Source organism: Microcoleus sp. FACHB-68, assembly GCF_014695715.1.
Taxonomy (GTDB): Bacteria; Cyanobacteriota; Cyanobacteriia; order Cyanobacteriales; family Oscillatoriaceae; genus FACHB-68.
Genome location: NZ_JACJOT010000013.1, coordinates 289214 through 313594, shown reverse-complemented (window position 1 = coordinate 313594; position 24381 = coordinate 289214). Strand labels below are relative to the sequence as shown.

The following is a 24381-nucleotide window of genomic DNA, read 5'->3' as shown; positions in this document are numbered from 1 at the left end:
GGCGTATTTCTTTACGCCCCTACAGTTATCACACTTTTATTTAATTTCTAAAAATCGTCAGATGAGAACCCCGGCTTTTCTATAAAAGTTGGGGATTTTAGCATTTATAAACAATATCTGGTTGCTATAATTTAGTTTAAAACTAATTATTCATATAAATTTAATTGTTTGGTTGCAGTTTAATCTTACCCTTTAAATAATGCAGTTAAGTCGGCCCTGTTTGCTCCTAAATATTGTTAATTAGCAAACTTGGCGGCAGCAGGTGCCGGCAAATTGTTCTTATGAACTTGTGTAGAGCAATCTTCCAGATGCCTCTATTACAGGCAGAATAAATAGTAAATTAGGCATACAGGCCGGCTGAGATACCTTGTCCTAAAATTTATAGTTGTTAACATTCTTTAAAAATTTGTTGAATATTTTAAAATTTGCTTTCAACCAACCAACATCTAGAGCATGATTTAAGCAGACATTGTGCGACAACTTTTCGTTTAAAGGTTTTCTGGCCGGCTCATCATTAAGCATTCTTAACATTCTGTTAAGTATCCACACCTACCATGCCACTCAACGACACGCTCATTTATTCCTCTGCTCTAGATCGTGCAATTGATCCATCACCACTGATTGTTGCGCCTGAAACGCCTTTGGTTGATGTACTGGCACTGATGAGCCAAGTCAGAAGTAGCTGTCCACTGCCGGTGGCAAGTTCCTCGCTCAATGCAACGATTCTGTCAGAGATTCGGGCAAGCTGTGTGCTGGTGATGGCAGGGATGCCGGCGGGGATGCACTGTCAAGTCCCTGGTGCACAGGTGATGGGTAATGTACCGATTTTAGGGATTTTCACAGAGCGAGATATCGTGCGCCTGACTGCCGCGAGGATGGACTTAAATAGCGTTTGCGTGGCTGATGTGATGACGAAGCCGGTGATCACTCTCACGCAATCGGATTCTCAAGGTATTTTTACCGCCTTGTCTCTGTTTCGCCAGCATCGGATTCGCCATTTGCCAATAGTAGATCAACAGGGGCAGTTATTGGGAATGGTTACGCCGGAAAGCATTCGCAAAGCATTGCAACCGGCAAACATTCTAACTCGATTGCGCTCTGTTAAAGATGTGATGAATCCCCAAGTGATTCAAGCATCAAAAGAAGCATCGGTTCTAGATTTAGCCAAACTCATGGCAGAGCATCGTGTCAGTTGTGTCGTTATTGCACAAGAGCAAGAGAAAGCAGAAAAGAAGAAAAAAGGGAAAAAAGAGGAAGAAAGTTTCTCCACACTTTCGCCATTACCATTAGGCATTGTCACCGAGCGCGATATTGTCCAATTTCAAGCATTAGCGCTGGATTTAGGGAAAATGCCGGCACAAGACGTGATGAGTTCACCGTTATTTTGCCTAAATCCTTCGGATTCTTTATGGTTGGCACATCAAGAAATGCAGCGCCTTCATGTGCGGCGAATGGTTGTTGTTGGCAATCAAGGGGAATTGGTAGGAATTGTTTCTCAGACGAGTTTGCTGCAAGCACTTGATCCAAAAGAAATGTATGGAATTATTGAGGCTTTGCAGCAAGCTGTTGAGGAACGCACAACAGAATTGCAAAACACAAACGAGCGATTGCAAAGTGAAGTTTTAGAGCGCGTGCGGGCGGAAAAAGCGCTGCAACAAGCTCATGATGATTTACAAAGACAGGTTGAGGAACGCACAGCAGAACTTCAAGCAGCGAATGCTATGCTTTTGGAAGACATTATCGAGCGTCAGCGGGTTGAAAATGCCCTGCGGCAATCGGAAACTCAATTGCGGCAAAAGGCGGATCAGCTCACAACTGCGCTACAAGATTTGCAACAAACCCAAGCTCAGCTTATTCAAGCCGAGAAAATGTCGGGTTTGGGGCAGTTGGTTGCCGGCATTGCCCATGAAATTAATAATCCTGTTAATTTTATCTATGGGAATTTATCTTATGCCGGCCAATATATTAAAGACTTGCTGCACTTGCTAAAGCTTTACCGACAGTCATATCCTAATTTAACTCCAGAAATTAGCGATCAGTCTGAGAAAATTGACCTAGATTTTCTGATTATAGATTTGCCAAAATTACTAGATTCGATGAAGTTAGGGGCTGAACGTATCCGCAAAATTGTTTTGTCTTTACGCAATTTTTCCCGATTGGATGAAGCAGAAAAGAAGCGAGTTGATATTCATGAAGGCATCGATAGCACTTTGCTGATTTTGCATCACCGGCTAAAACCTAAATCAAAAATTCAGCCGGTTGAGATTATCAAAGAATATGGGGTTTTGCCCGCAGTCGAGTGTTATGCCGGCACCCTCAATCAAGTGTTTATGAATATCATTAATAATGCCATTGATGCGCTGGAGGAGGTTCAAAGTTTTGTGCCTTCGGTTGGTAGCAATGAGCGAGTGGCGCTGAACAAGGAACAGCCCCCAACGATTCGGATTCGCACCGGCGTACTAGACAGCAATTGGATATTTATCCGAATTGCTGACAACGGAATTGGAATGCCGGCATCTGTGCGCCAGCATTTGTTTGAACCGTTTTTCACCACTAAGCCGGTGGGGAAAGGCACTGGCTTAGGATTATCTATTAGCTACCAAATTGTGGTTGAAAAACACAAGGGGCGATTGGAATGTATTTCAGAAGTAGGCGAAGGAACAGAGTTTATTATTGAAATCCCAATTCTACAGCCAAAACAGCAAAAACATTTACTTCATAAGTTTAAACAAAACGAATAAAGTTTTTAAGTTTTAAATGTTTTCAATACCGAGAAAGTTTTTAAATAGCTAAAAACTCTCCTTTTCAGCCGGCTCAGCCGTTGCCGTTGCCACCGTGCAAGCGGCGCAATAGAGCTAAATCCGCATAAGTAGCACCGCCGGCATCCCCAGCCAAAACCCGAAAAGGCTGGTTGGGTTCTCCCAAGGAATCTACCACCAGGCACGCGCCGGTAAAATCTTCTGCTTGGGTGTACTCGTTAACCGTCACAACAGCCTTTAAACCCGCTTGACAGGCAGCCTGAAAGCCATGATGGGAATCTTCAATCACCAGGCAATCGGCAGCCGGTAAATCCATCTGTTCCAGCGCGTAGTAATAAATATCTGGTGCGGGCTTTTTCGTTGCAACCATGTCGCCGGCAGCAATCACCTCGAACCAAGCAGGGTCAAGCATTTCTCCCAACACAGCCAATACATTCGGCACAGCGCTAGTCGTCGCAATCGCTAAACGCAAGTTATTCTCTCGCGCTTCTGCGATCAATCGCTTTACACCGGGGCGCAAGGGAACCGCACCGGCAGAGAGTAATTCTTGGTAGTGTTTATTTTTCAGGGCATGAATGCCGGTAATGAACTGCTCTAAATCCTCAGGTGGCTGAAAATCAGGTAGGTAGTCGTTCAAGTAAAAGCGGATGCGCTCCTTACCTCCCGTAACCGCCAGCAATTCGCTGTACAAAGAGTCTGACCAATTCCAATCATAGCCGGCCTCTGCAAAAGCACGATTAAATGCGACTCTGTGCCCCTCCCGTTCCGTATCTGCTAAAGTTCCATCTACGTCAAAAATCAAAGCACGTAGTTCACTCATCAGTTTTTATTTCCTTTGTGAAATGGCATAGGAAAGGAGATTGACTGGCAATTCATATCAAGTCCAGTAAATCGCCCATCAGAGAATATGTTAACGTCAAGCCGGCATATCCAGTTGTGCCAACTCATGATCCGCTGAAAGGGCTGCCGGTTCAAGGCAAGCCGGTGATAGTCGCTGTTGGATTTACTCTTGTGCCGGCAGTTCACCAAAGCGCTGCCGGTATTGCTCAAGTAATTTTGCATATTCATCAGCCTGCTGCTGAAGCAACTCTCGCTGCTGACGTTCAATTGCCAGTTGCTCTCGTGCTTGTTGCTCAACTTCTTCTAATGCTAAATACCGACTGCCGCGCTCATCGTACCAGTAGAGAACCTCGCGTTGCACGCCCCCAAATCTTCTAATTGCTCGCCCAATTCCTAACCCAATTTCTGGCATAAAAAAGGGTTCTCCGATCTGCAATTCATACGCCCCATTGACCAAGCGATAAACTTCTAGAGGCGTGTGGCGATCACGCTGCCAAAATTTGGGGTTATAAATCACATAATATAAAACTCCCAATCGGGCGTAGATATCCATTTTGCTATCGTATTCTCCCCCGTAGGTCAGAGAAACCATTTCTAAAGCAAAAATTGGGGGAACACCATTTTCTTCCCAAAGGACATAACTCGACCTTGAATTTCCTCCTTTGCGACGTTCCACTCCTAAACTGAGAAACCCATCTGGAACAATGGGCACTAATGGGCTGACGCCGGTTGTATGGTAGATACCCATATCCACACTAAAAAACCAATCCAAACGATCTGCCCAGAGAAATTCGAGCAAGAACAACAGGAAATTAGGGACAAAATTTTGGTCTTCGTTATCCACAGGCGTGTCATCGGAACAAGGAAGTTCAGCACTGCTTGGGAGGTAGACTCCAGGTTGATACTGTACCATGTCAGGGCTAGACTCAATATCGTTGTTTAAATTGTACTCAGTTAAGGGGTTGCTCTGTGCGGCCCGACGTGCCGGTGAGCGCCCTAAAAATTACCTCTAATGGTTGTGCCGGCAGTTAATTCATGTTTTAAGCCGGCGAAATCTTTCTCTCATCTTTGCTAGATAAATTACTAAAAATTGCCATAAAAAATGCCGGGTTCAAACCGGCTGCCTCCTGTTAAAAAAAGAAGGAAAGTTGCTCCTCTAGGCTAAAGGTGCTGTCGAGCGGGATAAGCGGTAAGCACTTGTTAGGGGAAGTGAACGACAATGACTGAAACCTCTGGGTGAGCGCGAGCGATCGCTTCTGGTTGAACCCCTAAAGCCGGCATCCCAAAAACATGAGGATTGGTGCCGGCAGTTAAGATCAGTAAATCATCCGTTTGTAACATCCTTGAGACTTTGCTCACAAATTTTCCCCGCACCAGTTGAATCGGAGTAGTTTGCTCTAATCCAACTGATTCTAAATCGATTAGTCCACTGTCATTTTTGTTGACTACCAACAATAGTTGCAGAGGAGCTTTAAGCTCCACGGATATTATCTTAGCAATGCCGACTGTTTGCTGAAATTTTGAGGAAGATGTTTCCATCTGGGCAATCGCTAAAAAAATGCGCGTTGTATTTTTAATGGGTTGCGAAAACCGGGAAATCAACACCGGCACCGATGCGCGACGCATCACATTATCAATGACGCTACCAAAAAAGTTTTCCTGATAACTTGAGTAGCCTTTCCAACCGCAAATAATTAAGCTGGCATTGCGTTCTTCTGAGGAACGCACAATTCCTTTATCGATAGAATCGTCAATTCGACCGATTGGTTCAACTGCCGTTACCGCTGCGTGCGCCGCCGTTTCTGCTACAGCCAATAATTGATTTTGTTGAGTTTTAGCGGCAACTGAAATTGGCCCTCCTTTATCGGATATGACATGAAGCGGCAGCAAAGTGCCTTGGGCAGATTTAGCGAGTATCATTGCTAATTGCAGCAGGTTATCTTCAGTATTCGGGTTAGCCACCGGCACCAAAACCCGTGAAGTGAAGTTCTCTATACTTGCGGCATTACTCAATAACTCTTCCCCAGCGCTGCTCTCCGGTTTCTGTCCGCTTGCCAACTCTGACTGAAGTTTTTTACCCCAGCGTTCTGTAATCCAGGGAGACGCAATACAAGTCACCAAAATCATGGCAATAATGCCATTAACTGTTAATTGATCCACCAGCTTGATTTCATAGGCAACTGTAATCGCTGCCAAGGTAGAAGCTGCCTGTGCGGCTGACAGACCAAATATCACCATCGTGCTGTTAAAGCTAAAGCCAAACAGCTTTCCTGGACCCCAAGCCGCCAAAAATTTACTGAGGACTTCTGCACCGATCATCACGCCTGCGACTAGCAAAGAGCGAGGTTCTTTCACCAAGATCAGCGGATCGATCAGCATCCCGACTGAAATGAGAAAGAATGGCACAAATAAAGTATTGCCGATGAACTGAATGCGGTTCATCAAGGGACTAAGCTGGGGAATCAGTTGCGTGATCGCAATGCCGGCTAAAAACGCCCCAATAATTGGCTCAATTTGAATCAATTCTGCGGCATAAGATACCACAAATAAGGTAGCTAAAACGAAGGTAAATTCTGCACCTTCGTCATGCCCAAAACGTCGGAAAAACCACCGCCCGATTTTTGGGACTCCCCATAAAGTCGCGAAGGTATAGATGACAAGTGACGGAATCAGAAATAACCAAAAACTTAAGGTGAGGGTTCCTCCATGCGCTTTGACGACAACCGCCAGCACCAAAAGTCCCAGCACGTTGGTAATTAAGGTTCCACCCAGCGTTGCCGTTACCGTCTGCGTTCGCATAATTCCCAGCTTGGTGAGGATGGGTAGTGCTAAAAGCGTATGAGTCGCAAAACACGATGCCACCAAGATTGCCGCCAGGTAGCCGTACCCCAAGAGCAACATTGCCCCAGTCCCCAACACCATTGGGATAATAAAGGTGGCTAGCCCAAAAATAATCGCTTTATTGGCGTTCGTTTTGAGGTCGTCGAGGCTGGTTTCTAAGCCGGCCATGAACATTAAAAACAGCAATCCAACTGTACCTAACAGGACGATGGTGACGTCACGATCCAAGATGCCAAGACCATTTGGCCCCACAATGACTCCAGCCAAAATTAGGCCGACAATGCCCGGTAATTTGATCCGCTCAAACAACAATGGCGCGACTAGCATGATCGCCATGATGGTCAAAAAAACCGGCACTGGAGCGGTAATCGGTTTGGGAAAAATTTGAGCCGGATAAGCCATCACTGAAGGTAAGTTCAGTCCGTGCCACCCGTTGTTCAGGAAGTGCCAAAAATCGTTCACCAGGTAACTCCGATGCAGGTTTTATTCTACCAGTGTATTAGCCGACTATTCTCTTGTCTTTAATCACCGGCAAGATGTCAGATTACCACTTGTTGTTGCCTTTTTCTCTTAAATGTTCTGATCACAAATCGTCAAGGCACAACACCGGCTTTGATGGGCAGTTGCCGGCACTTCCAGAGGCGTTAAATCTGTCCTTTTTGGCTTATTCTTTGCTTCATTGTCGCGAAGCTCTAAGCTAGAGTAGGTGGGTGATTTATCTTATCTCATCTAGCCCAAAGCTGCCTCTTTCCAAAGGGGTAAATTTAAAATTCCAATGCTAACTTCTAAAAGACTCATGACTCACCCTTGCCAAATTCAAACGGGAAAAGGGTTTTTTTTATAGTGAAATTTCCTGAATATTAGCAAGATTTGGCAAGTTGCTAAGAGTACCGGCTGCTTCTGCTGTCTCTCTTGAGCGCTCACAACGAACCCCAAAATTACAGGAAGTACAGTGACCGTTTGCTGCCGGCACTTGAGGGAACGCTTCTCCTGTTTCTTGATACTGTTGCAGCCAAAGATCCAAATTGCTCAATAAGTGCGTTAAATCTGCTCTTGTTTGTTGGTGCAAAGAGTCATTATATGAAAATTTCAGGCTTTGTAAAGACGGCAGATCCGACGTTTCTAAAGGAGACTGAACAAACCAATAAGTCATAGAAATTTGTTCGGGCAAATAGTTGCTTGTTTCTGCCAAAACATAAAGATACAATCGGGTTTGCCAATTTTTTTCTAACCGGCTTCTATTTTGCGGGCTGGGATAGGTTTTCCAGTCAAGGATTTGAGCATTTTTCGCTTCAGCTATTAATAAATCGTAAATAACGGTGAGTAAATATCCTTTAAAATTTAACGTGCGGCAATGCTCAGCTTGACGGAAAATCCCGCTTTTTTTAGCAGGATCAGGAGTTAAAATTTCTGGTGCCGCATTAATAAAAGCCGTCAGACAGCGCTCTAATTGAGGGTCTTCTTCTATCAAAGATTCTATGGGTAAACCCAATTCGCGCTGCTGCATCAGCAAGTGAAACCGGCTTCCCCAGTCTTGCCGGTCTTGCTGTTCTGGGGAAGCCGGTGAACTTAATTGTTCCAGATAGGTGTTTTGAAATTTGCGGGGGCAAGTCTCTAAAAGATTTAGTTGCCCTTGGGATAAGCGCATATCAGTTTTGAAGTGGTGAATTTTGAATTTATCGCCCTTTTGTCAGGACAAACACACTACCTTCGTTGCCGCGACCGATCCGCAGGTTCTCGTCTAAATAGGTAATATCTAACCAACCTTGCTGTTCGCGGCTTTCAATGGGAAAATCAATGGCGATAAATTTTTTGCCGGCTTCAATTTGCTCGATTAAATCTTCAGGTGATTGATAGTTAATGAAGCGCTGTATCCCGATAATTGAGCGATTGAATTTCACTTGAACTCTACGTTCAGAAACCGGCTCAAAGGTAGCGCCAACGCTAACAATACCTTCTAAGTAAGGCACACCATAAACTTCGGCAATGTTATAAACTTTTGCGTCTTTGACGCGGATGCACTGATAGATTTGGCCGAGTTTGAGCAAAGGGAACTGATCAATCCCTAAAAGTCCCCGACTGGTGGTGTAAAGCAAGCGCCAATTTCCATCTAGCAGTTCGGCAGCTTCTACAGGTCTGGGAGTGGGGTTACGGTCTTCCAGTTGCGCGACTGCCGCGAGAATGGCCAGTTTATCTGTTTCTGTTGCCAGCAGTCCGCGATTTTTGCCGGCAATTATTTCTAATAAGTCAGATTTTCCTATCATAATTGTTGTTACTTGTTAGGTGGAATTCCCTCTTGTCGGGGCACGCTGCGAATTGTGCCCCTACGGAAGATGAAATTATTGAAGGCGCAGGACATCAAATTTTAAAAGATAAACCAAAGTGCGAGATAGATGTTGTGCTTGTGCGGGATTTTGATGGGCAAACCGGCTGAGGATGTCTCCCACAGAAAGAGAACCCTCTTGTTTAATGGTAGCTAAAATTGAATCGACAGTGGCCGCCGACGTTCTTCTCGGCGCACCAAAATTAGTGTTCCAGGTTTTTCGCAGTCCCTCTAGATGTGCCGGCGTGGCCATTGAACCCAAACCGAGAATTATTTTGCTGTCCAGATGGGCCGTTGAATAATGACTTAACCACCGGAAAGGATCGTCACACAGGGGATAAGGTGGAGCACCGGCAGGCGTCGGAAAAGACACCGGCTTTTGAGTGCGAATCTCAGCGAGTTCTTGCCATAACTGCTCATACGCAGGGATGATCACTTTCCAATCGTAAACCTCCCTTGCCCTGGTTTTCCCATTTTCTCCCATGCGCTGTCTTAGTTCCCTATCCTCAATTAAAGTAATTAATGCGCGAGTGCAAGCCTCAATATCAACAGCCGTTACCATCGCAGCATGACCGATGTAAGAACTGTAATTTAAATTGTCATTCAGATAACTAGATGCGAAATCGATGCCATCTGCCGCTGCCGGCATAATTGTGGGAATTCTAAATCCATCAATTTCATGACGCACCGATTCTTGATAGCCATCCCAATCAGAAACAATCACTGGCAATCCTTGAGACATGGCTTCAATTGGCGTCAAACCAAATGTTTCTTGAATATTATCGGCAAGGGATATAAAAATATCAGCAACAGACCAAATGCCCGAACGAATTGCCGGCTCACGTCCGTCTAGAAAAATTGCATTCACGGAAGGACAAAATCGCTGAGGACTGTTTTTGCCGTCAGCCTCTTCCCTCGCATCTTCAAACCAGCCGGCCTGGATTAGATGAACTTTCGCGCCGGTTGCTTGAACGGCCCGCTCCAAAGCCAAATACATCGGCACTGGATGCGCTTTTGCATAAAAAATTAAGCGCCCCACAAACAGAACCACAATATCATCGGGAGCGATGCCCAGTTCTTGACGCATCCGGCTGCGAATCTCTTGCGCCTCACTGCTTTGGGGAAACGCATCACAATCAACACCTAGGGGAATAATCGGCAGTTGAATCTCAGTCACAGGCTTGCTGCCGGTGCGTTGGGCTAAATACTCAGCCCAGGTTTCTAAAAGGCGCTCAACCGCCGTTTTAACCGCAACAGATGTGCAAATTAAAGCGTCCCAAGGCTGCACCGGCGCTATCAGTAAATCTCCAATTGCTTTGGTTGCCGGCCTGCTAACGATGGTGTGAGTTACCCCACAAATACTATAAGCACGCTCATCTGTAAATCGCCGCATCCAAACCAAGTCAGAAATGCTCGGATCGGGTTTGTAAATACCACCGGCTTCAGCAAGGCTTGTGGGATTGTCAGCCGGTAGCCACCGGACAGGACGGGGGCGTTTTGCCCAAGGTTCTATCCGTTGGCAAAAATCGCTGAAATCTTGCCGGTGCCCTGTGTAACAGTAGAGACGCTCTGCTGTTCCATACTTGACTAAACCTTTAAGAAAACCTTCACCTGCCGCTTGACGACCGAGCAGTTGTTTACCACTCGTATCGAAACCATCCTTGATATAAAAAACAGCCGAACTCGTACTCATCCTCAGATGACTCCCGTTCACATCTTTTTTTGACAGTCTGACAACTGATCATAAACATACTTTCTGCCGGCTCGTGTAAGATGACTTAGGGCACAAGTTGCAATAGCGGATCGACTTTAGTCGTGGGAGTGTAAGAATGTATAACCCTTCTCTGCGTCAAGAATCTCGTCATGAGCCGGCGGATGTGATTCCATTGAATCAAGAGACTTCCCTTTTAGACTGGTTGGAAAACACAGGTCGTTTGATCGCCCGTGACTCTCACGAGCTTGCCGGCTATCTGGATGAGGAAGAAGAAATTTCTGAACTGATGGCTGTGGATGAGGGCACCTTTGACCTCGATGATGATGATGATGATGAGCTTGATTTGGAGGAATAAAGACTAAACAACGACGTGTGAGGGGTGTATTCGCTCACCCAGCGTACAGGTAACGCATTGGCTAAAGTGGGGAGTGTGGAGTGCAAATAATTTCTACCTCTCAAACTCCCACTGCCTTGAGTTTTCATCCCAAATCCTTGACCCTTAACCCTTTACCCCTCACACTTTTTTTTGAGCGGAGACTTGAGCGCCGTCTTCGGATTATTGGTGTGTGGAGTGAAATAAAAACTTTGTGGACGCTAAATCATTTTCTGGCAACGCATTAAACCTTTCAGGCACGAATCTGTTTTGGCTGCTGGGCGTTGGGCTGAGTGCAGCAGCGCTGATTTTGGATTGGACAGCCGGCAGGTTTCTCAATTTAGGGTTCTCCCTGACGTTGCCCCTGTTAGTTTCTGCCTTGCTAACAGCGGGGTTGGGCTACTGGGTGGTGCCGCTACTGCAGCAGCTAAAAACCGGCCAAGTTATTCGAGAAGATGGCCCTCAAGCACATTTGAAAAAAGCCGGCACTCCGACAATGGGCGGGGTGTTTTTTGTGCCGGTGGGCGTGCTGGTGGCGCTGCTGTGGGCTGGTTTTTCGCCGGCAGTCTCAGCGCCCGATTTCATGCCGGTGATCGCTGTAGCCGCCTTAACCCTTGCCTATGGCTTTATTGGTTGGCTGGACGACTGGCAAATCCTACGCCGCAAATCGAATAAAGGCATTTCGCCTCAAATGAAACTCGCCTTACAAGTGGGATTTGGTGGGCTGTTTTGTCTGTGGTTGTTCATCCAGACGTACTTTCTAGAATCGGTTGAGCCGGCAAGTATCACAACAATTCTTTTACCCCTCGGTTTAGCGATTCCGTTAGGGCTGCTATTTTGGCCCTTGGCAGTATTTGTGCTAGTAGCAGAAAGTAACGCCACTAACCTCACCGATGGCGTGGATGGACTAATGGGCGGACTCGGTGCGATTGCGTTCCTGGGTTTCGCTGTAGTGGTTGCACCAACCTCTGCCGGTTTGGCGATTTTCTGCGCCTGTCTCAGCGGTAGCTGTCTCGGTTTCGTGGCACATAACCGCAACCCCGCTCGTGTTTTTATGGGGGATACCGGCTCTTTGGCACTGGGAGGCGCTTTAGCATCTGTGGCGATTCTCACAAATAGCCTCTGGAGTCTTTTTATTATCGGCGGCATTCTAATCGTTGAAACGTTGTCTGTAATGGCTCAAGTGGGATATTATAAAGCCACAAAAGGCCCAGATGGAATTGGCAAACGCCTGTTTAAAATGGCACCCCTTCACCATCATTTAGAACTTTCGGGATGGCGCGAAATCAAAATAGTAGGCGTTTTTTATGTGATTAACGCAATCCTCGTTCTCCTCGCCCTGGTGCTTCATTAATGACTAAAACGCTGACAGATGCGCCGGCAGCATTGAAACGGAGAAACTGTTAGACAAAATCTGCCTGCACGCTTGGCTGGGTGCCAAATTCATCAGAAAACCTTCAATCTATCAATATGTCTCCCAGCCAAGCAAATAACTTCAGCAACCCGGCTTTTTTACCCAGAGTTTCCGTCATTGTTCCGATTTACAATGGCGAGGCAGATTTACCAGATTTACTAAATTGTTTGCGATTACAAACTTACCCAACGCATTTAGTTGAATATTTGCTCGTAGACAATAACAGCAGCGATCACACCGGCCCCCTGATTGCATCTGCCGGTGAGGGTTTCCGCCACCTCAGCGAGAATCAAATTCAAAGTTCTTATGCCGCTAGGAATACCGGCATTCGTGCTGCAACCGGCAACATTCTTGCCTTCACCGATGCCGACTGCCGGCCCAACCCTAACTGGTTAAATACATTAATTCAGCCATTTGTCAAGGAAAATGTGGGAATTGTTGCCGGTGAAATTGAGGCACTTGCCGGTGAAACTCTGCTGGAAAAATACGCCAGCCGGCAGGATACTTTATCCCAAAAGCATACCTTAGCTCATCCTTTTTGTCCTTATGGTCAAACGGCAAATTTAGCAATTCGCCGGCAAGTGTTAGAAGAAGTCGGTTTATTTCGCCCTTATTTAACGACTGGCGGCGATGCTGATATTTGCTGGCGAATTTTGCGGCAAACTCATTGGCAGCTAGAATTTGCCCCAGATGCGATTGTGCAACACCGGCATCGCTCAACTTTGCGGCAGTTACGAAGTCAGTGGCGGCGTTATGGTGAATCTAACAAGTATTTGCACGAATTGCACGGCATCGATTTAATGCGGGAATTGACTGCGAAAGAATATCTTTATCGCCTCAGCCGGTGGTTGTTGAAAGAATTGCCGGCTGCTAGTGTGAAAGCAAGTCTGGGAAAAGCCGGCTTGGCAGATTTATTAAGTACACCCCTCGATCTCTTTTGTTTTCAGGCGAGAACAACGGGGCAACGAGAAGCAAATTTAGCAGAAAAAGCGCGGGAAATTGAACAATTTATCCAGCCCTAAAATTAAGGCGTTAAGAAATTAATATGATCGCCGGGAAGTTTTCGCAAATCCTCCACAGAACCTTGTAATTTTAATTGACCATTTTCTAGAAACACAATCCACTCAGCACGCTCAATCACTCTAGGGCGGTGACTGATTGTAATGGTCGTTTTATCTTGCCGGTAGGACAGCAGCCGGTCTAGAACTTCAGCCTCACTGACCGGATCTAAACCGGCTGTGGATTCATCTAAAATTAATACAGGCGGATCATTAACAATCGCTCTGGCAATTGCTAGTCGCTGCCGCTGTCCTCCAGAAATATTTGCGCCAAATTCTCCCAAAACGGTTTGATATTTATCGGGTAACTTACTAATAAATTCATCAGCCTCAGCAATTTGGCAAGCCGTAACGATTTGCTCAAATGTCACGTAAGGATTACCCAAACGAAAATTTTCAATAATTGACCGGCTCCAAAAGTGAGCGTCTTGCGGGACTAGGACAACCTGTTGGCGCAAGCAATCCAAAGAAAGGTCTTGCATATTATAAATGCCAAAGCGAATATTGCCTGATTGGGGTGAGTGTAAACCCGCAATCAGCTTAGCCAGGGTACTTTTGCCACAGCCAGATTTACCGATTAAAGCAGTGGCTTTACCGCCAGGGATTTTGAGAGAAAATTCCTTGAGAAGGTCAACTCTACCCGCATGATAAAAGTTGAGGTTCGTACAAATAATGTCAGCATTGCCGGGAATTTTAGCAATCGGCTTTTGATAGTCGTTCTGACTTTCAGGAGTCGAGTCAATCACTTCTGTCAGGCGTTGTGTAGCCGTTTGAGCCATCGTAAATTCATCCACAAATCCGACGATTGTGCCGATGAAGCCGATGAAATTACCATTCATGCTGTTAAATGCCAATAGCTGACCGATGGTTAATTCTTGGCTAATCACTAAACTGCTGCCGAGCCAAAGCAAGGCAACGCTGCTGATACTGGAAACTAACCCAGAAAAGGTATTATTGATAATGCCAATTTGAATTGTGCGGAATGTCACGTTAGCTAGGCGACCAAACCGGCTCTGAAACTCTTCCCAAAATTGGGGGGCTGCTGTGGTGGTTTTTAGGGTGAGTGCGCCCTTAAAGGTTTCGACTAAGACGCCCTGATTTTCTGCCTCTAAAACTAATAAGGTTCGAGTTTTTTGCTGAAGTGCCGGCAGAAAAATGACTGTCGAGAAGGTCATTAAAAGTGCAAATAAAAAGGCAGCTATGGTGAGTTTCCAACTGTAGAACAGCATAAAGCTCAAAGAAATCGCAGCAATGAATAATTGGCTGGGAAGACGGATAACGACTTGGGAAACTAACTGATTAATTTCTTGAATATCTCGTAGCCGGCTGACAATTTCACCACTGCGACGCGCTTCATAATAGCTTAGGGGTAAACGCAAAATGACTCTTCCAAATTCCAGCACTAGCCCTAACTGTAACCGTTGGGCAAAGTGAGCAATCAGGTTAGACTGGACGAGCTGGAGGCTGCTGCTGAGAAAGTTCATAATCACAACAGCAATGACCACACCTGTAAGCAACTGCGTATCCCCACGAACCAGCACATCATCGGTGAGAATTTGCAGCAGAAACGGGGAAGTTAAAGACAGCATCCCTAAAACAAGATTAATTAGAAAAGCCTCACCCAGAATGCCTCGATAAGCCCACACCGGCTTAAAGAAACGCCCAAAACCGCTAATTTTATCATCGGACTGGGAAGAAAAGCGGACGGGATCGGGTTCAAGTAAAAGCATCAAGCCATTGGCCCAGCCCTCCCTTAACTCTTCCTTAGACAGGTAACGGATGCCAACAGCCGGGTCAGCGATCGCATATTTCTTACCCCGCTGTCCATGCAAAACCACCCAGTGATAGCCCATCCAGTGAATGATCGCCGGCAAAGGGGCTTCTTTCATCTTGTCTAAAATTTCAGGTGAAGCCCTAACGCCTCTAGCATTGAAACCAAGTACCTCTGAACCCCGTTTCAGTCCTAGTAAGGTCGTTCCCAACTGGCCGGTACCGACGGCTTCCCGGATACGGTTGAGGGTAAACGTGCGCCCGTACTGTTTAGCAATGGTGGCAAGACAAGCAGCCCCACAGTCTTCTTCACTGTGCTGTAAAACAACCTGGTATTTCATTCGTCTTTAAGGGAAAGCGCATCTTTAATGATGGTAGATGCCGGCTTGGCTGAGAAGATGTCAGAGAAGTCTTAGATATCCTCTCAGTGTTCCTGCCTTGAAGCGAGATTGCAACCCTCAAGCCGGCTAGAAACCTCTTAGGTTGAATATCTTTGATTGACCTGGGTTGAAGCAAATTTGCTTGGGATCACAAAGCCGCCGGTAGAAAATTAATCTTGACAAAATTTAGAAATATGCCAACTCAGCTATCCAAACTTATCCCAACTTTCCCCTATTCGAGAAAATTTAAATAATTCCTAGGAAACTTTCTGGCATTAAAGCACACATTCTAAAAATTCTCTGTCTACTACCAATCTTGAAATAACTGCATGAAACCGAGCGCGTATTTCTTCCTCATCCGGATTTTCATGCTATTGGCCAAACACTGATCGCTTTAAAAAATTGGTTTTGATTTTTTAGCCGGCGGAAATCATTACTTTGATCGCTTAACCCTATCTTAATGCAAATGCGATTGTCAAGTCCTGGGGATCGCGTGTAACCTACTGAAAATATCAGTTTTTTCGGAAGAAAAGTAAAAATACTTATCTAGAAATTTTACTAAATTTCAAGTAACATTTTTTTAAAACAAGGAACCCACAATTCCTGAGAAACGTCTTTCGGCTTCAGTCTGAAACTGAGTGGTATTCAGCTAGCCAGATTTTTGCTATCCAAAAATTGACTGCTACAAAGAAAGGAGTAATATACTCATGTCTGAAATGCCAAACGAAAAAGCAGTTCCCTTTTTCGCCCGCTTCCTAGAAAGCCAGAACATTGAAGAACTTTCTGAAGAGGATATGGAAGCCGCAGCCGGCGGTAAATGCAGGAAAAAATCAAAATGTAACGGCGGCGGAATTGCTGTAACTGAAAAGTATCCATCTGACCAAGAAGAGGGTGGAGACGTGACAACGACGAAGTACCCATCTGATGCCGAAGATGAAGGGGAAGTCATGGTGACAATGAAGTACCCGTCTGATGCCGAGGACTCCGGCGGCTGCCTGTAATGGCTTGATCAAGCTGAGTTTAATGCAATTAGACAGCCGGCTTTGGAAACCAGCAAACTGCAACAAGTAATAACTGCATAGCTTATAATCCGCAGTTATCTGATTCCCAGTTAATCAGTTCTGCGGATTTTTGGGTTTGCAACCTTTTTTGTTTGCCCACCTCACCGCATTTTTTTTCATGAGTTTGTCTCGCAATATTGTTTTATTGCTCACCCACAGTGGAGATTTCTTCACGATTGATCGCGTTGCCGAAGCCATCGTTCAGCGCGGGGCACAACCTTTTCGTCTCGACACCGATCAATTCCCAATGAATCTGCAACTTTCAGCTCAAATTGATAGCGAAAGACTGCATCACCGGCTTCACTATCAAGACAAATCTATCAGCACAGAGCAAGTGCGATCAGTTTGGATGCGCCGGCTTTGGGAACCCAAGCTGAGTCCAGAATTATCACCACAGTACCAGTACGCTTGTCGTCGAGAGTCACGCGCTGCCCTTCTCGGCTTCTTAGACAGCCTCAGTGAGGTGCGCTGGGTGGATGATTTGCGACACATTTCCGCCGCAGAAAACAAGTTGCGTCAGCTTAGAATTGCCAGAAAAGCCGGCTTACAAATTCCCCAAACGCTCGTTACCAACGATCCTCAAGAAGCACGAGACTTTTTTCAACAACTGAAGGGAAAAATGGTGGCTAAACTTTTGACCCCCCTTTCAGCAAGTATGGAAGGCTCCGCTTTTTTCCTGTATACCAGCGAAGTTAAAGAAGCGGATCTGGCAGATGCTGAATCACTGCGTTATAGTCCGATGGTTTTCCAAGAGCAAATTCCAAAATTGAGAGAATTGCGAGTGATCTTTGTGGCAGGGAAATTGTTTGCTGGGGCACTCGATGCATCTCGTTATTCCGCAACAACAATGGATTGGCGTAATGCTAAACCCGGAGAGTGTGTGTGGGAGCCGGCAGAAATCCCAAGTCAAATTGCCGATGGTCTTAATATTTTTATGGCAGAGTTTGGGCTACTTTTTGGAGCCTTCGATTTTATCCAAACACCAGACGGTGAATATATCTTTCTTGAAGTTAACCCGACAGGGGAATGGGGAATGTTAGAGCGAGATTTAAACCTTCCAATTTCTGAGGCAATTGCAGATACTTTATTATCTGAGCAGCGTTGAATTTTGTTAAGTAATTGCTGTTTCATCTTTCTAAGGTAAGCCAAATGCTTAAATTCTTGGCTAATGACAGAAGTTTGTTAAAATTAATTCAAATACTCATTACAAAATTATTTGATTCTGGGGCTTAAAATTCTGGAAGCATAGAGCCGAATAAAAATAAATAAGCTTGAAAACATCTAAAATCTAAAATCCTATGACAGTTTTAATTATTACCCATAGTAAAGATAACGAAAGCATCCCGATGGTAATCGACGCCATCGAAAAACAAGGCGGCAAAGCATTTCGTTTTAACACAGATCAATTTCCCACAGAGATTCAGCTAGATATCTACTACAGTAACGGAAAAGAGCGATTAATGATCGCTACTGAACAAGAGCAACTGGATCTGCGTGAAGTTTCCGCCGTCTGGTATCGCCGGCTCAGAATTGGCGGGCGAATTCCTAACACAATGGATGCCCAACTCAGACAAGCCTCGATTCAAGAATCACGGGCGACTGTTCAAGGCATGATCGCTAGCCTTAAAGCTTTTCACCTTGATCCAGTGCCCCATCTGCGGCGGGCGGAAAACAAACAATTGCAGTTGCAAGTTGCACGAGAATTGGGGATTGATACGCCACGCACTTTAATGACCAATAATCCCCAATCCGTGCGAGAATTTGCCCACGAGTGCGAGGGAAATTTAATCACCAAAATGCATTCCTATTTTGCAATTTATGAAGAGGGTGTAGAAAAAGTCGTTTTCACCAATCCTTTAACTGCTGAGGATCTAGAAAATCTTGATGGACTGTGCTTTTGTCCGATGACATTTCAGGAACATATTCCCAAAGCCTTAGAATTACGCACAATTGTTGTCGGGAAGCAGTTGTTTACCGCCTCAATTGATTCTCAAAGTTCGGAGAAGGCGCGTCACGATTGGCGCAGGCAAGGCTTAGCCCTGATAGATGATTGGAAACCCTATAATTTACCCCAGAGACTCGAAGAAAAGCTGCTACAGTTAATGAGCAACTTTGGCTTAAATTACGGAGCGCTTGACTTAATCTTAACGCCAGACGGTCGCCATATTTTCCTAGAAGTTAACCCAGTCGGGGAGTTTTTCTGGCTGGAATTGTGCCCTGGTTTACCGATTTCCCATGCAATCGCGGATATTTTGCTCGCTCAGTCTCAAAAATAACTGGCTTTATTTTAATCATGTTGAGTGAATCAGACTCAGAATTTTTTCAACCACTTAATAGTAACGAATTTCTCCCGCCTATCAGTCTGTGGACAAGGCTGGGCGGACTCTTTTTGGTTGCAACATTTGGCATTGGCGTCACCGTTGCTGCTATCACAAAATACAATGTTACTGTTAAAGCCGCTGCAACAGTTCGCCCCACCGGCGATCTGCGACTCATTCAAGCGGCTGCTCAAGGCAGCGTTAACCGAATTGAAATCAAAGAAAATCAAGCAGTCAAACAGGGAGAAGTGATCGCTTATATTGATGATTCACAACTGCAAACTAAAAAAAATCAACTGCAAGGAAATATTCAAAACAACCAACTCCAACTCACTCAACTCGATGCTCAAATGAAGGCGATAGACGGTCAAGTTGCAGCAGAAACTGACCGCAATAACCGCATGGTTGCCTCAGCTCAAGCAGATTTAATTCGCACTCAACGGGACTATCAAAATCAGCAAGTAACCTCTGTAGCTGGAGTCTCCGAAGCTGTAGCCAATTTAAGGAGTTCTGAAGAAGAATTGCAAAAAGCGCAGGCAGATTTAACGTCAGCCGAGGCGAATTTGAGATCGATTGAGGCGGCTTTAAAGTCAGCGAGGACGAGGCGAGATCGGTATCAGCCTTTAGTTGAATCTGGCGGACTTTCTCAAGATCAATTCGAGGAAGTTAAACTTGCAGTTGAGCAACAAGAAGAAGCCGTTGAACAGCAAAAAGCGGTGATTGCCGGCCAAAAGCAAGCAATTGAGCGGCAACAACAAGCGATTGAGGCGGCAAAAGCGCGATTGCAAGGGGCATCAGCCGGCCTTGATCCGAGTGAGGCAATCGTGGCAATGGCAAGGGAGAAAATTGATCAGGAAAAAGCTGCCGGTGTTGCCACCTTAGCGAGATTAAATCAGGAACGAGAACAGTTAATTCAGCGAAAAGTTGAACTCCAAAGCCAACTGGGCCGCGATCAGCAAGAACTGCAACAAATAGAAACTGAACTGAAATATACTGTGATTCGCGCGCCGGTTTCTGGCACGATTCATCAGCTTAATCTCCGTAACACTTCTCAAATGGTGCGTCCAGGGGATCTGATTGCTCAAATTTCCCCCAGTGAAGCGCCTTTGGTGGTGAAAGCGCTGGTGTCATCTGAAGATATCAGCCGCGTGAAAGCCGGCCAAGCTGTGCAAATGCGAGTGTCTGCCTGTCCTTATCCTGATTACGGCATCCTTAAAGGCAAGGTGACGGGAGTTTCACCGGATGCAATGAAGCCTGACGTCAATTCACAATCTCCCCAAACTCCCACCTCAAACGCTGCTTTTTTTGAAGTGACGGTTCAGCCGGAAAACCTTGCTTTGGTTCAGGGTGATCGCAAATGTCCGATTCAAGCTGGGATGCAAGGCACGGCTGATATTATTTCTAGAAAAGAGACGGTTCTGACGTTTATTCTCAGAAAGGCAAGGCTACTGACGGATTTGTGAACAAGCTGCCGGCATCCTTTCGCGTCCTTATCGTTGCTAAAGTTAAATAAATTAGCAGAAAGGGAACATCCATGTCAGCACAATTATTACTGGTCGATGATGAGCCTGGATTGCGCGAAGCAGTGCAAGCTTATCTAGAAGACAGTGGATTTAGTGTGAACGTAGCCAGTAATGCCAATCTCGGATGGGAACTGGTGCAGCAGAAACGGCCTGATTTGGTGATTACGGACGTGATGATGCCCCAAGTCGATGGCTATCAGTTTCTCAAGCAATTGCGAGATGACCCTCGTTTTAAGGCGTTGCCGGTGGTGTTTTTAACTGCTAGAGGCATGACATCTGACCGAATTCTAGGCTATCAAGCCGGCTGTGATGCCTATATTTCTAAGCCGTTTGACCCCGATGAATTGGTGGCAATTGTAGAAAATTTGCTGGAGAGGCGAGAGGCGACGGCAAAGACTGGCGATGGTGAAACGCCTGATATTACTGAGCTTGCCAGTCAAATTGCTGAGATTAAGTCTTTACTGACGGGTCGTAGTGGCATTACGCAGACACCGGCACCGATTAAAATTGACTTGACTCCCAGAGAGCAAAGTGTTTTGGATCTGGTTGCTCAAGGGTTGATGAATAAAGAAATTGCCCGCCGCTTAGAAACCAGTGTTCGCAATGTGGAAAAGTATGTTAGCCGGCTATTTAGCAAAACCGGCACCAATAGCCGCACTGAATTAGTCCGCTACGCCTTGGAACACGGCTTAACAAAGTAGCCAGTAAGCGTTGCCGGTGCCGGCATCTAAGATATTGAACGTTGAAAGCCGGTGCCGGCAGCCCTATTTCAGCTAAAAATCTATTTCTAAACCCTCCAAACTCGGCTTTTAAGCGAACTCTACCGCAATAAAAGTCGAGTTCGTTTTTTAAGATAGTTTACGTTTCTTTAAAAGATTTTAATGTTTTGTATAGTTGTAGGAAGTTCTGTTATTGTTATGAGAACCTCAGTAAGAATACAGAGACTAAAATATGAAAATCTCAAATACTCAGCTTAGTCAATCACTTTCAATGGGAGCTTTACTGGTTTTGATGAGCGTTGCGGTGATTGGCTTGGTCGCCATGCAAAGCGGACTATAGCTCATAACTTTTCAGCATAATAATTTTGTTTAATTCTCTCACAAGTCAACCGCGTCTCTAAACTTAATCAGATAGAGGCGCGAACTTTGTGGGTATGCCTCCTCTCTTCTTACTACAAATATTTACCCTCTCTAAATTTAAAGCGATTTATAAAAAGCTCAAGATAACCTTGAACTCACCGCTATTTGCTAAAAAAATAATGGAAAAGCCCGAATCTTAAACCGGCTTATCTTATTCCCTTAAAAAACGGTTTGAGTCCAAAAATTCTGCATCAGCAAAGATACAAAACTTAATTACCTGGGCAGATAAATTAAAAAAATTAATAAACTTTTATGTTTAAATTCAGATAAGGTGGGTTGCCGGCAGCTTAAACCAACCTTCAGTTAGCGTTACCGGGAACAATCTCAATCAGGCAGACAGGCTGACTCATTTAATGTAAAGATTTGTCTGATTAGGGCACCGATTGCTAACTTCTGTGTTCAAGTCAGCAACCCAAATACATTTGGAGTACATTGATGAGACGCCTTTGCTACGGATTTATCGCTGCCGGCCTTTTATTTGCCATTGCCACCCCGTCTTTTGCAGCCAAGCAAGATAATCCGAATTTCGAGTTTCCAACTCCTGTAGATAGTGTGCAACAGGATAGCGCCGCACAGTTTAAAGAAGCCCTTCTGTCTCGCGAGATGTCAGAAGATGCGAGGGCGATTTTATCGGAAACTTCAGCAAGCGACATTCAGCGAACCGGCGAAGGAGTTTGCCGGCTGATTTCTGACGGCATTGATGAAGAAACTTATCTCGCTGAATTTCCGCTTGGAGAATCACCCGCAAAAGAAGCCGGTCGCCACATCTGGAACCAAGCAGTCCAAAGCCTTTGTTCGCCGGCAACGAGTCAATAATCTCAAATTACGGTTGAAAACTTATGATTAATCGTTTGGGAAAGCCTAGGACAGCGAAGTCGAAAAGCCTTCAATTATAGAGATTGTCCGCTGCTCAAAAGTAACTTCGTAAACATTAATCATAACCATCCAACTCAATTCAATAAGCTAAAACGCATTTAATTTAGATTGTAACCGAACGGGTAAAAATCCCCGACTTCCTCACCCACTCTACCACTCATACTAAATCCGGTTGTCAGACTTTTTTTTAGAAACGAAACCCTGATTAGATAAGGGTTAACCAGTCGCTAATTATCCCGGATTTGGTATGATTACAGTGTTGTTCATTGCTACCCAACCAGGTTGAGCTAAAAAAGGAGGTGTACTTATGTCTGAAACTCGCTTTAGCCTCGGTGCCCATGAGCTACAGTTGGTTCGTGATGGAAGAGGGAAGGAACGCATCATCTACGACAATAAAACAGTTTCTGAAAAACGAAACTTGGGTCGATCCTCTCGCCACCAATTTGAAGCCACTGAAAGTGGAGAATTAGCTAAGTATGACGTAACCTTTAAAGCTAGTTTGTCAGGATTAAATCACTATACGGTAAAACGCAACGATGTGCTAGTTAAAAAAGGCGCAATTAGCACATTGACAGGTGGTTTATTGAGAATATTCTTTTTCTTTATCGGCTTAGGCTTGGTCTGTAACTCCTTATATGTAGTATTTTGGTATAGCAAGTTTATTGTTTCACTAGCTATTCCAGGCAATATTACCTTGTTATACATCGATGCTGGCATTGAATGTATTTTCGGAATTTTCTTTCTTATACTTGCATTCTTATGGAAAATAATTATTTTTAAAATACCGAAACTTATTACTACAGTATTATGGCTTCGTATAGGGCTGATGTTTATCGGATTGTCTTCTTTTATATTGAAAAATTTGATTCAAGGTAATAATTTTTTAGATTACAAATTATTGCAATTAATAGTTATGAAGGTTGGGTTTATTTGGGTATTTTGGTTGATTTTAGAAAATGTTAAACAAATCAGTCTTGGATTAAGGGAAACCCCGAACCAGTGAGTTAACTTTCTGAATACAATTATGGTTAGCAAGCGGTTGGCCTTGTCTAATCAGGGTTTCGCGTCTTAAAAAAAAGCTTTTGTAACCCAAATTGAGCATCACCCCCTCAATCTGATCAAAAAAATTAAATGTGTGGCAGCTGATCAAAGGGCATTTGCCAAGCGCACTATGCCAGCCTCCACCACACCGGCAGAGGTTTTTTTAATTGCCTCAACATTAATCTTTTGCCGACACCAGATGAGACAATGAACCTAGATGGGGGGAAACCCGCGTGCCATTTTGCTTGAAAATTGCAAGATTGACTGACGCGCTGAATCCGGTTTGACTGGGGTGCGGGTCAATCAAAAATTAACAATTAAAAATCAAAACTGGTCTGACATCGCCCCCCGCAAGGAAAGGCACAGCATAAAGGCAACCGCTGACATGATCAAACGAATTGCAGCAATACTTCTCGTCATACTTACCGTAACCCTAAGCGGTTGCGTAGCTACCGCCACCGCCGGCTTAAAAGGCTACGTCGATACCACCGATGGGTATAAATTCCTCTATCCTAATGGCTGGGTGGAAACGAAAGTCAACAACGGCCCAGATGTTGTGTTTCGGGACTTAATTCAGGAAACCGAGAACGTCAGCGTCGTAATCAATCCAATGCCGGCAAATAAAACCCTCGCTGATTTAGGAACGCCTAGCGAAGTGGGTTACAAACTCTCCAAAAGCAGCCTTGGCCCTCCCAACTCAGGACGCGAAGCAGAATTAGTCAATGCTGAGCAGAAGCAGGTCGGCGACAAGACTTACTATATATTGGAACATACGATTAAACTGCCCACTCAACAACGGCACAATCTGGCCAGTGTGGCCATTGGTCGGGGTAAACTCTACACCTTAAGCGCTTCAGCAACAGAAGAACGCTGGCCAAAAGTGCAGCAGTTGTTTGAGCAAGTCGTCAATTCTTTCTCTCTTGATTAGATATCTGTGTTCAGCATTCAGTG

The 24381-nt window shown here is 45.1% G+C and carries 19 protein-coding genes; 12 read left to right on the top strand and 7 right to left on the bottom strand.

Annotated features, from left to right (window positions below; genetic code table 11):
* The first annotated feature begins 554 nt into the window (after positions 1-554).
* On the top strand, positions 555-2741 hold the full coding sequence (locus tag H6F73_RS19055) for a CBS domain-containing protein (protein ID WP_190760346.1): 2187 nt from the start codon (positions 555-557) through the stop codon (positions 2739-2741).
* A 73-nt stretch (positions 2742-2814) separates the two neighbouring features.
* Here H6F73_RS19055 and H6F73_RS19050 read toward each other — a convergent pair whose 3' ends face one another.
* The 6 genes from H6F73_RS19050 to H6F73_RS19025 form a co-directional block, all read right to left on the bottom strand.
* The gene (locus H6F73_RS19050) at positions 2815-3579 is read right to left on the bottom strand and encodes an HAD family hydrolase (RefSeq protein ID WP_190760345.1); all 765 of its coding nucleotides are present in this window, start codon (positions 3577-3579) and stop codon (positions 2815-2817) included.
* Between the two features lie 183 nt (positions 3580-3762).
* On the bottom strand, positions 3763-4512 hold the full coding sequence (locus H6F73_RS19045; RefSeq protein ID WP_190760344.1) for a Uma2 family endonuclease: 750 nt from the start codon (positions 4510-4512) through the stop codon (positions 3763-3765).
* A gap of 287 nt (positions 4513-4799) precedes the next feature.
* Positions 4800-6902 (bottom strand): cation:proton antiporter, encoded by a 2103-nt coding sequence (locus H6F73_RS19040; RefSeq protein WP_347239572.1) that lies wholly within the window; start codon positions 6900-6902, stop codon positions 4800-4802.
* Between the two features lie 376 nt (positions 6903-7278).
* A complete protein-coding gene (locus tag H6F73_RS19035; protein ID WP_190760343.1) occupies positions 7279-8088 on the bottom strand; it encodes a PD-(D/E)XK nuclease family protein in 810 nt (269 codons plus the stop codon).
* 28 nt (positions 8089-8116) lie between these two features.
* Positions 8117-8704, bottom strand: coding sequence for a PAP/fibrillin family protein (locus H6F73_RS19030; protein WP_190760342.1), 588 nt, complete (start codon positions 8702-8704; stop codon positions 8117-8119).
* A 75-nt stretch (positions 8705-8779) separates the two neighbouring features.
* Positions 8780-10456, bottom strand: coding sequence for a glycosyltransferase family 4 protein (locus tag H6F73_RS19025; protein ID WP_190760341.1), 1677 nt, complete (start codon positions 10454-10456; stop codon positions 8780-8782).
* Between the two features lie 136 nt (positions 10457-10592).
* On the opposite strand from H6F73_RS19025, the gene H6F73_RS19020 reads away from it, so the two are divergent.
* From H6F73_RS19020 to H6F73_RS19010, 3 genes are all read left to right on the top strand, one after another.
* On the top strand, positions 10593-10832 hold the full coding sequence (locus H6F73_RS19020; RefSeq protein WP_190760340.1) for a DUF3134 domain-containing protein: 240 nt from the start codon (positions 10593-10595) through the stop codon (positions 10830-10832).
* Positions 10833-11064: 232 nt separating this feature from the next.
* Positions 11065-12204, top strand: coding sequence for a phospho-N-acetylmuramoyl-pentapeptide-transferase (mraY, locus tag H6F73_RS19015; RefSeq protein WP_190760339.1), 1140 nt, complete (start codon positions 11065-11067; stop codon positions 12202-12204).
* Positions 12205-12320: 116 nt separating this feature from the next.
* Positions 12321-13286: a glycosyltransferase gene (locus tag H6F73_RS19010; protein WP_190760338.1), complete on the top strand. Its 966-nt coding sequence runs from the start codon at positions 12321-12323 to the stop codon at positions 13284-13286.
* 2 nt (positions 13287-13288) lie between these two features.
* On the opposite strand, the gene H6F73_RS19005 is transcribed toward H6F73_RS19010, so the two are convergent.
* Positions 13289-15433, bottom strand: a complete 2145-nt coding sequence (locus H6F73_RS19005) for a peptidase domain-containing ABC transporter (RefSeq protein WP_190760337.1) — start codon at positions 15431-15433, stop codon at positions 13289-13291.
* 746 nt (positions 15434-16179) lie between these two features.
* On the opposite strand from H6F73_RS19005, the gene H6F73_RS19000 reads away from it, so the two are divergent.
* From H6F73_RS19000 to psbP, 8 genes are all read left to right on the top strand, one after another.
* Positions 16180-16473 carry a microviridin/marinostatin family tricyclic proteinase inhibitor gene (locus H6F73_RS19000; protein ID WP_190760336.1) on the top strand — a complete coding sequence of 98 codons (294 nt, stop codon included), beginning with the start codon at positions 16180-16182 and terminating at the stop codon, positions 16471-16473.
* A gap of 178 nt (positions 16474-16651) precedes the next feature.
* Complete coding sequence (locus tag H6F73_RS18995; RefSeq protein ID WP_190760335.1) at positions 16652-17638, top strand: MvdC family ATP-grasp ribosomal peptide maturase; 987 nt, start codon at positions 16652-16654, stop codon at positions 17636-17638.
* 193 nt (positions 17639-17831) lie between these two features.
* Positions 17832-18809 carry an MvdD family ATP-grasp ribosomal peptide maturase gene (locus tag H6F73_RS18990; protein WP_190760334.1) on the top strand — a complete coding sequence of 326 codons (978 nt, stop codon included), beginning with the start codon at positions 17832-17834 and terminating at the stop codon, positions 18807-18809.
* Between the two features lie 17 nt (positions 18810-18826).
* Positions 18827-20314 carry an HlyD family efflux transporter periplasmic adaptor subunit gene (locus H6F73_RS18985; RefSeq protein ID WP_190760333.1) on the top strand — a complete coding sequence of 496 codons (1488 nt, stop codon included), beginning with the start codon at positions 18827-18829 and terminating at the stop codon, positions 20312-20314.
* 71 nt (positions 20315-20385) lie between these two features.
* Entirely contained in the window at positions 20386-21075 is a 690-nt protein-coding gene (locus H6F73_RS18980) for a response regulator transcription factor (RefSeq protein ID WP_190760332.1), read from the top strand.
* Between the two features lie 873 nt (positions 21076-21948).
* The gene (locus H6F73_RS18975; protein ID WP_190760331.1) at positions 21949-22329 is read left to right on the top strand and encodes a hypothetical protein; all 381 of its coding nucleotides are present in this window, start codon (positions 21949-21951) and stop codon (positions 22327-22329) included.
* Positions 22330-22696: 367 nt separating this feature from the next.
* Positions 22697-23392 (top strand): hypothetical protein, encoded by a 696-nt coding sequence (locus H6F73_RS18970; protein WP_190760330.1) that lies wholly within the window; start codon positions 22697-22699, stop codon positions 23390-23392.
* A gap of 423 nt (positions 23393-23815) precedes the next feature.
* A complete protein-coding gene (gene psbP / locus H6F73_RS18965; RefSeq protein WP_190674267.1) occupies positions 23816-24358 on the top strand; it encodes a photosystem II reaction center PsbP in 543 nt (180 codons plus the stop codon).
* Positions 24359-24381: the final 23 nt, after the last annotated feature.